This window comes from Paenibacillus ginsengihumi DSM 21568, assembly GCF_000380965.1.
Lineage (GTDB): Bacteria > Bacillota > Bacilli > Paenibacillales > NBRC-103111 > Paenibacillus_G > Paenibacillus_G ginsengihumi.
The window spans coordinates 22459-37837 of record NZ_KB905573.1 but is presented as its reverse complement, the minus strand read 5'-3'; the positions used below and the strand labels follow the sequence as shown (position 1 = coordinate 37837).

The 15379-nt window shown below is 63.3% G+C and carries 10 protein-coding genes and 2 riboswitches; of the genes, 4 read left to right on the top strand and 6 right to left on the bottom strand.

Annotated elements, in window-relative coordinates; translation table 11 throughout:
* Positions 1 to 2: 2 nt before the first annotated feature.
* The 3 genes from F591_RS0114245 to F591_RS0114235 are packed head-to-tail and all read right to left on the bottom strand — an operon-like array spanning position 3 to position 3018.
* A complete protein-coding gene (locus F591_RS0114245) occupies positions 3 to 770 on the bottom strand; it encodes an ABC transporter ATP-binding protein (protein ID WP_019535291.1) in 768 nt (255 codons plus the stop codon).
* Between the two features lie 18 nt (positions 771 to 788).
* Complete coding sequence (locus F591_RS0114240) at positions 789 to 1874, bottom strand: FecCD family ABC transporter permease (protein ID WP_019535290.1); 1086 nt, start codon at positions 1872 to 1874, stop codon at positions 789 to 791.
* Positions 1855 to 3018 (bottom strand): ABC transporter substrate-binding protein, encoded by a 1164-nt coding sequence (locus tag F591_RS0114235; RefSeq protein WP_019535289.1) that lies wholly within the window; start codon positions 3016 to 3018, stop codon positions 1855 to 1857. The genes F591_RS0114240 and F591_RS0114235 overlap by 20 nt, the downstream gene beginning before the upstream one ends.
* 318 nt (positions 3019 to 3336) lie before the next feature.
* On the opposite strand from F591_RS0114235, the gene F591_RS0114230 reads away from it, so the two are divergent.
* A complete protein-coding gene (locus F591_RS0114230; protein ID WP_019535288.1) occupies positions 3337 to 4584 on the top strand; it encodes an IS110 family RNA-guided transposase in 1248 nt (415 codons plus the stop codon).
* A gap of 98 nt (positions 4585 to 4682) precedes the next feature.
* Here the strand turns inward: F591_RS0114230 and F591_RS28155 are convergent, their stop codons facing one another.
* Genes F591_RS28155 through F591_RS0114215 form a run of 3 tightly spaced genes read right to left on the bottom strand, consistent with a single transcriptional unit; the run spans position 4683 to position 8120 of the window.
* Positions 4683 to 6065, bottom strand: coding sequence for an ABC transporter ATP-binding protein (locus F591_RS28155; protein WP_019535287.1), 1383 nt, complete (start codon positions 6063 to 6065; stop codon positions 4683 to 4685).
* On the bottom strand, positions 6062 to 7129 hold the full coding sequence (locus F591_RS0114220) for a FecCD family ABC transporter permease (protein WP_019535286.1): 1068 nt from the start codon (positions 7127 to 7129) through the stop codon (positions 6062 to 6064). The genes F591_RS28155 and F591_RS0114220 overlap by 4 nt, the downstream gene beginning before the upstream one ends.
* Positions 7086 to 8120: an ABC transporter substrate-binding protein gene (locus tag F591_RS0114215; RefSeq protein ID WP_019535285.1), complete on the bottom strand. Its 1035-nt coding sequence runs from the start codon at positions 8118 to 8120 to the stop codon at positions 7086 to 7088. Before F591_RS0114215 ends, F591_RS0114220 begins: the two co-directional genes overlap by 44 nt.
* A gap of 188 nt (positions 8121 to 8308) precedes the next feature.
* Positions 8309 to 8510, bottom strand: a riboswitch (cobalamin riboswitch).
* Positions 8511 to 8639: 129 nt separating this feature from the next.
* A riboswitch (cobalamin riboswitch) is annotated at positions 8640 to 8861 on the top strand.
* Positions 8862 to 9045: 184 nt separating this feature from the next.
* On the opposite strand from F591_RS0114215, the gene F591_RS0114205 reads away from it, so the two are divergent.
* From F591_RS0114205 to F591_RS28150, 3 genes are read left to right on the top strand one after another with little or no spacing between them, the layout of a single operon-like run.
* The gene (locus tag F591_RS0114205) at positions 9046 to 9387 is read left to right on the top strand and encodes a (2Fe-2S) ferredoxin domain-containing protein (RefSeq protein ID WP_019535283.1); all 342 of its coding nucleotides are present in this window, start codon (positions 9046 to 9048) and stop codon (positions 9385 to 9387) included.
* Positions 9384 to 13235, top strand: a complete 3852-nt coding sequence (cobN, locus tag F591_RS0114200; protein ID WP_019535282.1) for a cobaltochelatase subunit CobN — start codon at positions 9384 to 9386, stop codon at positions 13233 to 13235. Before F591_RS0114205 ends, cobN begins: the two co-directional genes overlap by 4 nt.
* Positions 13219 to 15378, top strand: coding sequence for a VWA domain-containing protein (locus F591_RS28150; protein WP_019535281.1), 2160 nt, complete (start codon positions 13219 to 13221; stop codon positions 15376 to 15378). The genes cobN and F591_RS28150 overlap by 17 nt, the downstream gene beginning before the upstream one ends.
* Position 15379: the final 1 nt, after the last annotated feature.

The following is a 15379-nucleotide window of genomic DNA, read 5'->3' as shown; positions in this document are numbered from 1 at the left end:
TCCTACACCGGTTGAACGGCGGTGATTTTCATTCCGTACGCTCCCGGCTCCAGCAGCGTCTCGACGCCGTATACGTCGCGGATATGCTCAGCGGTCAGCACCCGATCGGGCGCGCCGGCCGCATAAATTTCCCCATTCTTCATCAGTACGATCCGGTCGGAGTAACGCGACGCCAGCTCCAGATCGTGCAAAATCATGACGATCAGCGTGCCGTCCCGGCGGGCCAGCTGCCTTACCTTCTCCAGCACGCCGAGCTGGTGGCGAATGTCGAGCGCCGCGATCGGCTCGTCCAAGAGCAGAATGCCCGGCTGCTGGGCCAGCGCCCGCGCCAGCAGCACCTTTTGCCGCTCGCCGCCGCTGAGCTCGTCGACATACCGGTCGGCCAGTCGGGCGAGATCGAGATCTTCCAGAATGCGTCCGGCGATGCGCAGATCCTCGTCGCTGACGCCCCACCGCACATAAGGCCTGCGGCCGAGCAGCACCGTCTCGGTCACCGTCAGCGGAAACGTCATCGCCGTCTGCTGGGGCACGTATCCGATGCGCTTCGCCCGCTCCTTCGGCGGCAGTGCGAAGAGCGGCTTGCCGCCTGCCAGCACGGTTCCTTTCCGCGGTTTGTGAATCGCCGCCAGGCATTTGATCAGCGTCGATTTGCCGGCGCCGTTCGGACCGACAACGGATACGCATTCGCCCTGCCGAAAGGCGAGCGAAATCCCGCGAATCGCCTCTTTGCTTCCGTAGCCGAACGACAGATCGACGGTTTGCAGGTCCATAAACGCCTCCTCAGCTCCTTAACTCCAATATTCCCTTCGCTTGCGGATCAGCAAATAGACGAAAAACGGAACGCCGACGATCGAGGTGACGATGCCGACGGGAATCTCCACGGGCGAGAGCACCGACCGGGCCAGCGTATCCGAGACGAGCAGCATGATCGCCCCGCACAGGCACGCAGCCGGAATGAGGAAGCGGTGATCGACCCCGATCAGCATTCGCGCGATATGCGGAGCGACGAGGCCGACGAAGCCGATAACGCCTGTGAAGGCGATCGACGCCGAGGCGATCAGCGTCACCGTGGCGAGAGTAACGAGCCTCATTCGCCGCACCCGCACGCCGGCCGTCGCGGCCACCTCCTCGCCCAGACCGAGCGTGTTGAAGTCCCAGGCATATCTCATCAGCACGGCGATCCCGAGCAGCACGAGAGGAGCCAGCAGGCGGATCGTCTCCCAGCCGGCGCCCCAGAAGCCGCCCATCAGCCAGACGACCAGATCCTTGAGCGCCTCGTTGCCGGAAAAATATTTCAGCGCCGACACGCCCGACGAGAACAGATGCCCGATGGCGGTGCCGGCCAGCAGCAGCACGGCGACGGAGCCCCGCTTCAGACTGGCGATGCCGTATACGAACAGCGCGGCGAGGCCGCCGAACAGAAAAGCGTTCAGCGCGATCAGCCAGCGCGCGGAGCGAACCGCCTGCTCGAACCCGAACAGGCTCGTGCCGAGCACGATCGCCAGCGCCGCTCCGAAGGAGGCTCCGCTGGAGACGCCCAGCGTGAACGGGCTGGCCAGCGGATTTCTCAGGATCGCCTGCATGATCACGCCCGCGCCGGCCAGAGAGACGCCGGTCAGCACGGCCATCCATATCCGCGGAAGGCGAACCTCGCGCAGGATGTAAGCGTGGGTCGGGTCGACCTGCTCATGGCCGGCGGCGATCCGCAGCATTTCTTGGAAAGCGATGGGAACCGTTCCCGTCCCGGCCGCGTAGAAGACCGCCAAGAGCAGCGCGGCAGCCAGCAGCGCGAGTATCAGGCATTTCTTGCCCGCAGCGCCGCGATATGCGCCGCGCAGCGCCTCGGGCCCGGGGTTAATCGGCTTTGGCTGCATAGTGCCACACGCCTTGATAAGGGACATGGAGCCAGTTCTCGAAATATTCCCGCAAATACGCATCCGGATCGATGTCCGCGAACCGGTCGGGATACAAATACTTGGCGAGCTGCAGCACGCCGATGTACCGCTTGTCCGAGCCGATCACATTCGTGTGGAAGAAATAAATCTCCTTCTGCTGTCCTGCCTTCAGCTGCTTGATGGTATCCATATCCAGGATGGTATCAAGCACCTTCCGGTGCTCGGTTGCGTCGGCGGCGTCATATCCGCCGAGCCAAGTGCCGTGCAGCGTGATGACTTCGGGATTGCGGGAGAGAACATACTCCTCGTCGACCTGCACCGTCGTCGACGCCTCGGCGGAGTTCCACTGCAGATCGGCCGCGTCCTTGCCGCCGGCCAGCAGGGTGGCGTACCCTTCGCCGACTCCGGGCGCTCCGTCCGAAGAGCGGCTCGGGAAGACGCGGTAGCCGCCGTTCGTATGCAGGAAGCCGGCAGACAGCGCCAGGACGCTTTTTTTCTCCTCGTCGGGGATGCTCTTCACCCGCTCCTCGAGCAGTTTCTCCAGCTCGCCCTTCCACGACAAGTACCGCTCCGCCTGCTCCTCCTTGCCGAACAGCCGTCCCAGCAGGCGAAGCTCGTCCTCCATTTGGCCAGGCAAATAATTGTTGATCCGGACGACCGGAATGCCGGCCGGACCGAGCTTGTCCTCGAGCGTACGGTCGGGCCTGTTCGTATAGGCGAACACGACCTGCGGCTTCAGACTGATCAAGAGCTCCAGATTGATCTCGCCCGTCTTGCCGACGTCGGGCAGCTCTCCGTAGCTCAAATAGGGGTTGTTCGTCAGCGTCGTATCCCCTGTCGCCGCGACCTTGTCCTGAACCCCGAGCAGCTGCAGCGCTTCGGCCGTATTGCGGTTGATGACGACCGCCCGTTCGATCGGGAGCGAGAGCGTATGCTCCGTTCCGGCCGTATCTTTGAAAGTCATCTGCTTCGGCGCATTCGCCTTCTCAGCGCCGCCCGCTCCCCCGGACGCCGGCGCCTCCGGTCCCGGCGTCCCCGCGCCGCTGCCGCCGCAGGCGGCAAACATGAGCAGCATGACGAGCCATAAAGCCGTCATGAGCACATAGGTATGCGTTCGTTTCATGATTATGCCCATTCCTTTCGCTTCGCTCAAGGCACAAAACGGAATGAAATCCGTTTGCCTTGGGTGATTTTTTTTGTATTCTGAAGTTGCAGAGATATCCGGCACACTACAAATCACGTGGAGGGGAGTGGGCCATCGTTTTTAAGTGGGCCATCGTTTTTATAAGATGACCGCATGATTATATGTGTGGATTGCCTTTCCAAGCACAAATAAGTGTCGCCTCGAGCACGCAGACTTATCTTTGATAAACAACTCGTTTATAGCTGGGCAATCAGTCCCTGCTGGCCATCTCTGTACCTCACAGAAAGGAGTCTGGATATGGCCTTAAAAATTGTGTACCCCATCTGTTGTGGTATCGACGTGCACAAAACCTTCGTGGTCGCCTGTATCGCTTCCACCAACAGCAAGGGCATCACCACTTACAAAAGCCATCGCTTTTCAACCTTCACCAAAGGCTTGAATGAGCTGTCACAGTGGCTTTGTGAGCATGGCTGCAAGGATGTCTGCATGGAATCGACCGGGAAATACTGGATTCCCGTGTTCAATATCCTGGAGCCTTCCTGCAACATCACACTCGCTCATCCGAAGTACGTCAAAGCCATTCGCGGCAAGAAGACGGACAAGAAGGATGCGAAGTGGATTGCCGACTTGTTCAAGCACGATCTTGTCGCCGGAAGCTTTATGCCTCCCTTGCCCATTCGGCAACTGCGCGACCTGATGCGCTACCGCTTCAAGCTGACGAACTTTACGTCGAGTGAGAAAAACCGGTTCCAGAACAGTCTGACCGTTTCCAACATCCAACTTGGCAGTGTCGTTTCGGATACATTCGGCAAAAGCGCGATGAATATTATGGACAAGCTGCTGGACGATCCAAGTGATACGTCTTTCGATCTTGAACCGCTGATTCACGGCTCTCTGAAGCGCAAACTGCCTGAACTTACGCTTGCCATTGACGGCGTTCTTGCACCTGAGCAAGCCGGGAAAATCAAGGTCATCAAACAACATTACGAAAACCTTGAATCCTGCAAAGCTGAACTGGAATCGATTGTCCTTTCCCTTGCCGACGCCTACACCGAAGAACTCAACTTGATCTTGACTGTTCCGTCCTTCAAAAACATCTTTTCCGCCATTGCCGTGGTTTCGGAAATCGGTGTACATATGGACGTGTTCCCGACAGCCAAGCATTTGTGTTCCTGGGCAGGACTTACACCTTCTAATGATCAGAGCGCCGGCAAGAGAAAGTCAGTCCGGATTTCGAGAGCTGGCGTCTACATCAAGCCGCTTTTGGTTCAGTGTGCCACTGCTGTCGTCAAAAGCGAAAAGCATCCCGAAATCCGAAACCGCTATTTGCAACTCAAGAGGCGTAGAGGCCACAAACGCGCGATTATTGCCATTGCGCGAATGTTGTTAACAGCCATCTACCACATCTTGAAGAACAAAGAGCCCTATAACCCTGAATTGTACCGAAAAAATGACGTTCGTCCAGTAGAACGTGAAATTACGGTAGAACAGGCCCTTCAATTGGCTCAGGCTCAGGGGTACCGAATTATGGTCGCTCCGACCTGACTTTACTTACTTGAAATACAACATTTTCCATCCGGTCGTTTTATGAGCGGCTTCTTTGGCTTGCCCATTTTCCCTACTGTGTGCTTTGTGCTACGATTTCAGACTTCGTAGGCTCCTCCCTGAATAGCCGCGCTCACGGCTTCGTAAACGGCTTGGCTAACGGACGGCGACAGCTCCCGTTCCCGCTGCGCGTCTCCGCCGGACATCGGCAGGCCGGCAACGGCGATGCTCCGCACGGCGCCGGGCTCGCCCGCAGCCCGGTTGTCGCCGGCGTCCGCAATCGCCCGCGCCGCCGCTTCGCCCGCCGCCAGCAGAGCGCCGGCGAAGCCGCCGTCGCTCATACCGCCGCCGACGATCACGCACAGCCGCAGCGACCCGCGTCCGCCGGCCGCGACAGCCTCGACCGGCGTCGGACCGGACTTCCGAACGATCGTCGGCTCGCCCGCGGAATCGGCGCCTTCGAGCACGACTGCCGTTTCCGGGGGAATGCCGCGCGCCGTCAGCAGCTCGTCCGGCGTCGGCTCCGGCCCGACCGCCTGCTCCCCGGCCAACTTTCCGGCAAAGCAGATATGCCGGGTCCACTGAAAGCCGGCTCCGTGCGCAGCGTTCGAAAGCGTCCTGACAGCCCGGTCGAATGCAATGCGTGTGATGCCGTCCGACGATTCGAGCCGCCAGGCCAGCGCCTGGCCGCCCGACTCCGGCGCCGGTACGGCGTGAAGCTGAGCGGCCGGCACGGCGGGATGGGCGACGGCCGACAGCTCCATCCGGTAGATCGAGCCGATGCGCTCCGTTCGCCGAAGCAGGGACGACGGAGCCCCCGCTTCGGCGACGGCCCCGCCGCCGTCCAGAATTGCCGCGCGGTCGGCGAACATCGCCGCCATATTGAGGTCGTGCAGGATGGCCAGCACCGTGAGGCCCTGCGTCCGCTGCCTCTCCTTCAGGAGGCTCAGCATCCCGTAGGCGTGATGCAGGTCGAGATGGTTCGTCGGTTCGTCCAGCAGCAGCAGCTTCGGCTGCTGCGCCAGCGCTTTGGCCAGCAGCACGCGCTGCTTCTCGCCCCCGCTCAGGCGGCGGAACGCCGTATGCCGGTAAGCCGACACCTGCGTCAGCTCCATCGCTTCCTCGACGGCCGCGCGGTCCTCTCTCGTTAGCGCCGCGAACCATCCGCGCTGGTGCGGGTAACGGCCCAGGGCGACGATCTCCTCCACCGTGAAATCGAAGCTGATCCGCTCCTCCTGCCCCAGTACCGTAACGAGCCGCGCCCGCTCGATGGCGGAGTATTCGCAGGCCGGCCGGCCGTCCAGCAGGACGCTTCCCCGGGCGGGCGGCAGCAGGCCGGTGATCAGCTGCAGCAGCGTCGTCTTGCCGCTGCCGTTCGGACCGAGCAGGGCGAAAAACTCGCCGCGTTCGACGCGCAGGCTGACGCCGCGGACGACCATCCGCTCCCCGTAGCCGCCGTGAACCTCGCTTAGTTCGATCACGCCGGCCACCTCCTCGCCAACCGTTCTCTCATCAGCAGAAGCGCGAAGACAGGGGCCCCGGCCAGCGACGTCACGACGCCGATGGGCAGCTCCTGCGGCGACAGCATCGTCCGCGCGACCAGGTCGGCCAGCACGAGGAAGGCGCCGCCCCACAGCATCGACAGCGGCAGCAAATGCCGGTGGTTCGGGCCGATGATCAGCCGCACGAAATGCGGCACGACGAGCCCGACGAAGCCAATGGTGCCCGACACGGACACCGCGCCGCCCGTCAGCAAGGACGCGCCGACGACAATCAGCGCTCTGCGCCGCCGGACGTCAACGCCCAGATGGTGCGCGGACTGCTCGCCCATCGCCAGGGCGTTCAGCTCGCGCCGGTTCAGCAGCACGATCAGCGAGCCGGCGGCGAAGAACGGCAGCAGCAGCTGCACATAGCTCCAGCCCCGCATCCCGACGCTGCCCATCAGCCAAAACATGATTTGCTTCAGATCGTCGCCGCTCAGCGCCAGGATCAAGGAGATGAACGAACCGAGGAACGAGCTGACGATAATTCCCGCCAATATGACCGTTTCGGTAGTAACCCCCCGCCCCGTAAGCCGCGTCAGGGCAAACACCGCGGCGAGCGCGGTCAAACCGCCGAGCATGCCGAACACCGGCAGCGTGAAGGCGCCGAATACGGCGATGCCAAAGAACATCGCCGCCACGGCGCCGAGCGCCGAGCCCGACGACACGCCGATCGTGTACGGATCGGCCAGCGGATTGTGCAGCAGCCCCTGAAACGCCGCGCCGCTGAGCGCCAGGGCGCTGCCGATCAGGAAAGCGAGCACGACCCGCGGCAGCCGGATATCCCAAATCATCAGATCGACTGATTTGGAGACCGCCTCCCACGGCCCGCGGCCGGCCGCATGCGACCAGACGATCTGCAGAACGTGCTCGGGCGGCACCTTGACGCTGCTCGCCACGAGCGCCAGGAAGCAGATGCCGACGGCCAGCGCGGCGCTTAGCGTATACAGCAGAACGAGCTTATTCCGGCTGCTTGAAGATTTCGGGATATATGGCGGCTGCAAGAATCTCCACTCCATCCATCATATGCGGGCCGGGGCGGTTGACCCGCTCGTTGTCCACATCGAACACCTGCTTGTTGGCGACGGCGGATACGCCGGACCATCCCGGCCGCTTCATGACTTCTTCCTCGGTTTGACCGTTGCGTTTGCCGTAAGTGGTAATGATGACCTCGGGGTCCAGCGCCACGACCTGCTCTTCGGTGAGCTGAATCCAGCCGTTCTGATCTCCTGCGACGTTGACGGCGTTGATCGTCTGCAGCATCTCGTGCATGAACGTATTGGCGCCGGTCGTATGCAGCCCCGAGAATACCTCGATCCAGACACGCTTCGGCTTGTCGATCTTCGCCGCCTTTTCCTGAATCTCTTGCTTCTTCTTCATCATGGACGCGATCAGTTGCTCCGCCTTGTCTCCCGTACCTGTGACCGCGCTCATCAGGCGGATCGAACGGTACACATCCTCGAAGCTGTTCGCACTCGACTGGACGACGACGACCTGAATGCCCGCCTGGCGGATTTTATCCAGCACATCGGGATATTTCTCATGATGGTGATTCGTCACGAACGCGACGTCGGGCGCCAGCTGCAGCAGCTTCTCCACATCGATCTCCCGGCCGCCGAGCCGTTCCTTCTTCAGCGCCTCCTCGGGGAAATTGCAGTAATTGGATACGCCGACAATCTTCTCGCCGAGTCCGAGCTCGAACGCCGTTTCCGTAATGCTCGGAATGAGCGTCACGATCGTCTTCGGCTCCTCGGCGATCGTAACCTGAAGTCCCGCTCCGTCGGTCACGGTGACCGGATAGGCCGCGCTTTTCGGCGCCGCGCCCTCCTGCCCCGCTCCGGCGTTCTGGGCCGGCGGGGCCGTCTGCGCGCCATTGTTCGGCTGAGCTTCCGGCGTCGTGCCGCAGGCGGTCAATGCCAGCAGGACGACCAGCAGCATCAGCGCCGCGGACCGTTTCATCAGCCCGTTAAGTGTTGTTCCGCTGAACTTCTTCATCTCTCTGTCGCTCCTCCTTTTTTTTGCACAAAAAAAACGCCGATCCCGCTAGGAAAAGGCGAAAGGACATGCTTCAAAATAGCGGCTTCGCCTGCCTTCAAGCCCTCGCGGCCGCATCAGGAAGCCTTAAGGGCGGCAAGCTCTCTATCCCCGCTATGATCCGCATCCTTTTCCTCGAAGGATACATGAATGTAAGCACTGCCTAGGCAGGTCTCCTGGCTCGCGCTTCACCGCTCCCCTCTCCCTTCCCATGACCTGAAGGCCACAGTGGTTTATCGAGGCTCGCTCTGCGCTTACAGTGGCGGGACCGCGTCGGAATTTCACCGATCTTCCCTTTTCATCCTTTACGTCTCTACGAATCTCGCAAAGGAACCTAGCAGGCTGCTTATTCGATTTCTGTGCTGTGGTACAGTATAGAGAATCGGCGCAAATTTGTAAATTGTCTGCCGCACAAAGCTCCCGAGCGCTTCTCGATTCGGCGAATAGTTCGATAGACAAGCCTATGGAATGATGATAGTCTATGTTTTATAGGAAATGGGTGTCGGACGGTATGATTTTGCGCGTGCCGTCCGGTGAAAAGGGAAGTTTGGTGCAAAGCCAACGCGGACCCGCCACTGTGAAGGGAGCCGGCATGCTGCCGGCGGCGCTCGGTCGACCAGTCACTGGACCTTGCAAGTCCGGGAAGACATGCCGGCGCCTCATGCCCGAAGCCAGGAGACCTGCCTGTTTCGACCGCACCGCTACGACCTACGGGACTTGGGGAGGTGTCGATACGCTGCCGGCCGACGGTGCTGCGCTTTGCCGCCCGTACATACGCCGGACGATACTGCCGCGTTCGACAAGCATTTCTTCCATCCGGGGAGAAAAGCTTTTTTGACGTGTTCCGCCGGACATAGATTTTGCTGCCAGGGAGGTACACCATTCGATGGATCGGGATTTGACCTTAACCAAGTATCATGTGCTGATCTGCAACGGCGGAAGCTGCATGCAGCAAGGCGGCGAGCAGGTGACGCAGGAGCTGCGCCAGGAGATCGAGGCGCAGGGGCTGCAGTCGCTCGTCCATACGAGCCGCACCCGCTGCAACGGGCGGTGCGGCGACGCCTGCGTCGTGATCGTCTATCCGAAGGGCGTCTGGTACAAGGGAGTGACGCCTAGCGTCGGACGGCAGATTGTCCGCTCGCTGAAGCGGTCGGAAAACTACGCGCCCGCCGTCCTTGCGGAATATAACGGGGAAACGTTCGTTTCCGGAAAAGGAGCACCGCAATGATTCTGTATTTGACTACGACCGATACCGACCTGCTGTCGATTCAGACCAGCCTCGCGTATTTGCCGGACGGCTTCGCCCCGCTGCGCGCCGCCAATCTGACCGACTGGCTGGACAACGAAGCGGCGGCCCAGGCTTTTCTCGACGAGCATCTGGAGCAGGCCTCGCTGGTTATCATGCGCATTCTGGGAGGCAAAAAAGCGCATCCGTACGCCTTCGAGCGCATCGAAGCGCATTGCTACGAGAGCGGCGTGCCGCTGCTCGCCTGGCCGGGCGATCATGAGCATTACGCCGAGCTGGACGAGGCGACCAACGTGCCGCTCGCTTTGTCGAAGCAGGCGATGACGTACGCCGTCTACGGCGGCATCGACAACTTCACGCATATGCTGCGATTCGTCAGCGACACGTGGCTCGGCACGCGCTACAGCTACGAGAAGCCTGCCGCCATGCCCTGGTCGGGCATTTATTCGCCGGAACGGCTGCAGCCGCTGCAGCGGGACGAATGGAGCGCGCGCTATGCGGCACAGCTTGAGGAAGGACGCCCGGTCGTCGGCGTCCTGTTCTACCGCGCTCACTGGATGAGCCGCAATGTGGCGTTTGTCGACGATCTGTGCGCGGAGATCGAGCGGCAGGGCGGCATTCCGCTTCCGATATTCGCGCAAAGCATGAAAGAAGACGCGCGCAGGCCGGAGAGCGAATCGTTCCTCCCCCTGCTGCTCGGTCCGGACCGCAAGCCGCTCGTCGACGCGCTGATCGTCACGATGAGCTTCTCCGTCCACTCGCGGGAAGCGGACGTGTGTCCGCCGAGCCGGGACGCGCGATCGACGCTGGAGAAGCTCGACGTGCCGATCTTCCAGGCGCTCATCTCGTTTAACGGGCAGCGCCAGTGGCTGGACAGCGGCGCCGGCCTGACGCCCCTCGATACGGCGATGAACGTCGCCCTGCCGGAGTTCGACGGCCGCATCGTGACGGTGCCGTTCTGCTTCAAGGAGACCGGTCCGGAGGACCCCGTCCTGCAGACGCCGGTCCGGCGCTATATCGCCCGTCCCGACCGGACGGCTTATTTGACGAGGCTGGTTCTGCGCTGGACCCGGCTGCGGCGGAAGCCGAACCGCGACAAAAACATCGCGTTCGTTTTCAACAACTCCCCGTCCAAAAATTCGCGCATCGGCAACGGCGTCGGCCTGGACACGCTGAACTCCGTCGTCCTCGTGCTGCGGGCGCTGGCGGAGGCCGGATACGATGTCGGCGATCCGGCGAAGCTGCCGGCGAGCGGCGACGAGCTGGCGCAGCGCGTGATCGCCACCTGCAGCAACGACCGCGACTACTTGACGGAGGAGCAGCTGCGCACGGCCGAAGGCTTGCCGCAGCAGCGCTATGCGGAACGCTGGCGCTCGGTCGCGGGCGAAGCGCGGGAGCGCATCGAGCGGACGTGGGGCAAGCCGCCCGGCGACATCTTCGTCTACGAAGGCAGGCTGATCATACCGGGCATCCGCTTCGGCCGCGTGTTCGTCGGCCTGCAGCCGCCGCGCGGCTTCGGGGACGACCCGTCGGCGATCTATCATAGCCCGGACCTGGTGCCGACGCACCATTACGTCGCCTACTACCGCTGGCTGCGCGACGAATTCGAGGCCGACGCGGTCATCCATCTCGGCAAGCACGGCACGCTGGAATGGCTGCCGGGCAAAGGCGTCGGCCTGTCGGAGAACTGCTTTCCGGAGGTCGTGCTCGACGACCTGCCGAATTTCTACGCCTATATTATCAATAATCCGGGCGAAGGCACGCAGGCCAAGCGGCGCAGCCATGCGACCATCGTCGATCATATGGTGCCGGTGCTGACGGCCGCCGGCACGTACGATGAGCTCAGCCGCATCGAGCTGCTGCTCGAGGAATATTATCAGCTGCAATTGCTCGATCCGAAGAAGCTGCCGCATATTCAGCAGGAAATTTGGGACACGGTCCGCAAAGCGCAGCTCGACCGGGATTTGCAGCAGAACGATTATCCGCAGGAATTCGAACTGTTTCTGAAAAAGGTCGACGGCTACATTTGCGAACTGAAGGCGGCGCAGATCCGCGACGGCCTGCATACGATGGGCCAGCTGCCGGACAGCATGCGGGCATGGACGGATATGCTCTACTCGCTCGTGCAGCTGCCGAACGGGGACATTCCTTCCCTGCCGGGCGCGGTAGCCGACAGCTTCGGCCTGGATTGGTCGCAGCTGCTGAAGGAGGAGACGCTAGGCGAGCCGTGGAACGGGTCTGTGCCGGAGGCGTTCCGCTCGCTGCCCGGCTTCCCCGCCGCCTTCGCGCCGCGCTTCCGCGATATGAAGGAAGCGGTCGAGCTCGTCTGCCGCGGCTTGCTGGAGCAGATGATTGAAGCGGAGCGGCTGCCTGCTCCGCAGCCTTCGGAACGGACACTGCCGGCGTCCGCCATCCCTACCGACGCGCCAGACGCTCCGCAGACGCGGAGAACGCTCGATTATGTGCGGGACATTCTGATTCCGCGCCTGCTGATGATGCCGGACGAAATCGGCAATCTGCTGCGCGGCTTGGACGGCGGGTTCGTGCCCCCGGGTCCGAGCGGCGCGCCGACGCGCGGCATGGCCGACATTTTGCCGACCGGGCGCAACTTCTACTCCGTTGATCCGGGAGCGCTGCCTTCGGCTACGGCTTGGCGCGTCGGCCGTCAGCTCGCCGATGAGCTGATCGCCCGGTACGTGCGGGAGGAGAACGAGTATCCGAAGACGGTCGCTATCGTGCTGTGGGGCACGTCGGCGATCCGCACGCGCGGCGACGATGTGGCGCAAATCCTGGCGCTGATGGGCGTCCGTCCGATATGGGCCCCTTCCAGCGGCCGCGTCACCGGGCTGGAGCTGATCACGCTGGAGGAGCTCGGCCGCCCGCGCATCGACGTGACGGTGAGAATCAGCGGCTTTTTCCGCGACGCCTTCCCTCATCTCGTCAAGCTGATGAACGACGCCGTGGAGCTGGTCAGCGGCCTTGACGAGCCGCTGGAGATGAATCCGATTCGCAAGGCCGTGCTGGAGGAAGCGGCGCAGAAGGAGCGGCTCGGCATGACGCCGCAGGAGGCGCTGGAGACGTCGAAATACCGCGTGTTCGGCAGCAAGCCGGGCACGTACGGCGCAGGCATGCTGGCGCTGATCGAAAGCGGCCAATGGCAGACGGATGACGACCTGGCGGAGGTGTTCACGAACTGGTCCAGCTACGCCTACACGGAGAAAGCTTACGGCAGACCGGCCGCCGCGGAGTTCAAGCACCGGCTGAGCCTTGTGCAGATTGCCACCAAAAACCAGGACAACCGCGAGCACGATATCTTCGACAGCGACGACTACTTCCAGGAGCACGGCGGACTCGTGGCGACGATCCGCTCGCTGACAGGGAAAGATCCGAAAAAATATTTCGGCGATTCCTCGAATCCGGCCTACGTCCGCATCCGCGACTTGGCGGAGGAGGCGAGGCGCGTGTTCCGCAGTCGCGTCGTCAATCCGAAATGGCTGGAATCCGCCAAGCGCCACGGCTACAAAGGGGCGCTGGAGATGGCCAACACGACCGATTTTCTGTTCGGCTACGACGCGACGGCGCATGTCGTCGAGGACTGGATGTACGAGAAGGTCAGCGAAGCTTATGTGCTGGACGAGTCGATGCGGCAGTTTTTGCTGGAGTCCAATCCGTGGGCACTGAAAGATATCGCCGAGCGGCTGCTCGAAGCGGCGCAGCGCGAGCTGTGGGAGCAGCCGAACCCGGAGACGATCCAGGCGCTCATGGACGCGCTGCTGCAGACCGAAGCCTATCTGGAGGAAGGAGACGATCCGCGTGACCATAATAGCTAACGCCAAGCGGCCCATTTACCCGTTCGGGGCGATCGTCGGCCAGGAGCAGACGAAATGGGCGCTGCTGCTGAACGCCGTCTCCCCGTCGGTCGGCGGCGTGCTGATCCAGGGCGAGAAGGGCAACGCCAAGTCGACGGCCGTGCGCGCCCTGGCCGAGCTGCTGCCGCCGGTTCCGGTCGTGCCCGGCTGCCCGAGCTTGTGCGACCCGGCGTCGCCCTTCGAGTTTTGCCCGGTGTGCAAGGGCCGGCCGTGGGACGGGGAGCCGGGCTACGCCCCCGCCCCGTTCGTAGAGATGCCGGTCAGCGCCGGCGAGGACCGGCTGGTCGGGCATATGGACGTGGAGGCGGCCATGGCCGAAGGGCGCTTCTCCTTTCATCCCGGCCTGCTGGCAAAGGCGCATCGCGGCATTTTGTATGTCGACGAAATCAATCTGCTGCCAGACCATCTCGTCGATATGCTGCTCGACGCCGCCGCATCCGGGTGGAACCGGGTCGAGCGCGACGGCTTCTCCGTCTCGCACCCGGCCAAATTCATCCTGGTCGGCACGATGAACCCGGAGGAGGGCGAGCTTCGCCCGCAACTGCTCGACCGGTTCGGCTTGTGCGTGGAGGTATCCTCCCCGACCGACATCGCCGAGCGTGCCGAAATCATGAGCCGGCGCATCCGCTTCAACGCCGATCCGCTCGCCTTCGCCGCCGAGTGGGAGGACGAGATGCAGGCGGAGCGGGAGCGGCTGCGCCAGGCGCGGGACGCCTTCGCCAATGTCTCGCTGCCTTACGCGAGACTGGAGCAGGTGGCGCGCATCTGCCTGGAGGCGAAGACGGAAGGCATGCGCGCCGATCTTGTCATCTGCGAGACGGCGAAGGCGATCGCCGCCTACCGGCAGCGCGCGGAGGTGACGGCGGCGGATGTGAACGACGCCGCGCCGCTGGCGCTGCGCCACCGTAGCAGCGAGTCGTGGCAGCCCGATCCCGAACCGGACCCGGGACCGGATAACGGCGGCGGACGGCAGGACGGGGCGGATCCGGGACCGCAAGACGGCGGCGGACGGCAGAACGGGCCGGACCCAGGTCCGGGTGACGGCGATGGCCGGCAGAACGGACCGGAAGCGGGAGCCGGGACACGGAACGCGGACGGCCACGGGAACGGCAATGCCGGCCAATCGCCGCCCGGCAGCGGCGGCTCCGCGCCTTCCCGCCCGCCGTTCTCTTCCCCGCCGCCGACGTCGGAAGTGGAGGATGCGAGCGCGGCTCCGCCGCGTGACGGCTCCGCCCCGCCGCTCGGCCCGCTCTCGGAGCGCCTGCTGCCGATCGACAGCGCCTTCCGGCTCGACGCCTCCCTGCTCCGTTCCGAAGCGGAACGGGCGGCAAGCGGCACGCCGAGGGCGGCCTTCGGCGTGCGCAAAGGCGGCGTCCTCTTGCCGCCGAACGCTCCCGGCCGGCATCTCCGCTCGCGCAAGCTTGCCGAGGGCGGCGGCCTCGCCTGCCAGCGCATCGATTGGCCGCGCACGATTCAAGCGGCGGCTGTACGGCGGGCACGCCGCGACAGCCCTCCTGGGCCTGTCGTCGCCAGGGCTGACCTGCACGAGAAAGTGATCGCGGGGACGCTAAGGCAGGTGCTGCTCATCGCGCTGGACGCCAGCGGCTCGATGGCCAGCTTCCAGCGGATGAAGCAGACGAAAGCGGCGGTGCTGTCGCTGATCGAGCAGGCGTACCGCGACCGGCATCTATTCGCGCTGCTCTGCTTTCGCCACCGCCAGGCCGAGCTGCTCTGCCCTCCCACCCGCAGCGTCGGCCTGGCCCGCCAAGCGCTGGAGCAGCTGACCGTCGGCGGAGGGACGCCGCTGGCAGCCGGACTGAAAGCATGCCGCGAGCTGCTCGAACGGTGGCGCACGGCCCGCCCGGAGCTGCAGCCCCACATCTACCTCGTGACGGACGGGAGAGTGCGCCCTGCTGCCCGCGCCGCGCATCCGGACAGCTCGTTCGAGGCAGCAATCGCCGCGGCCCGCGCGCTGGCCGAGCAGCCGTGCCGGATTACCGTCGTCGATACGGAGATCGGCACGGTCCGGCTCGGTCTCGCCCGCAGGCTGGCCGGCGTGATGCAGGCGAGCCGCTGCGTCGCCCTGCACGATCTGGCGAAGTAGC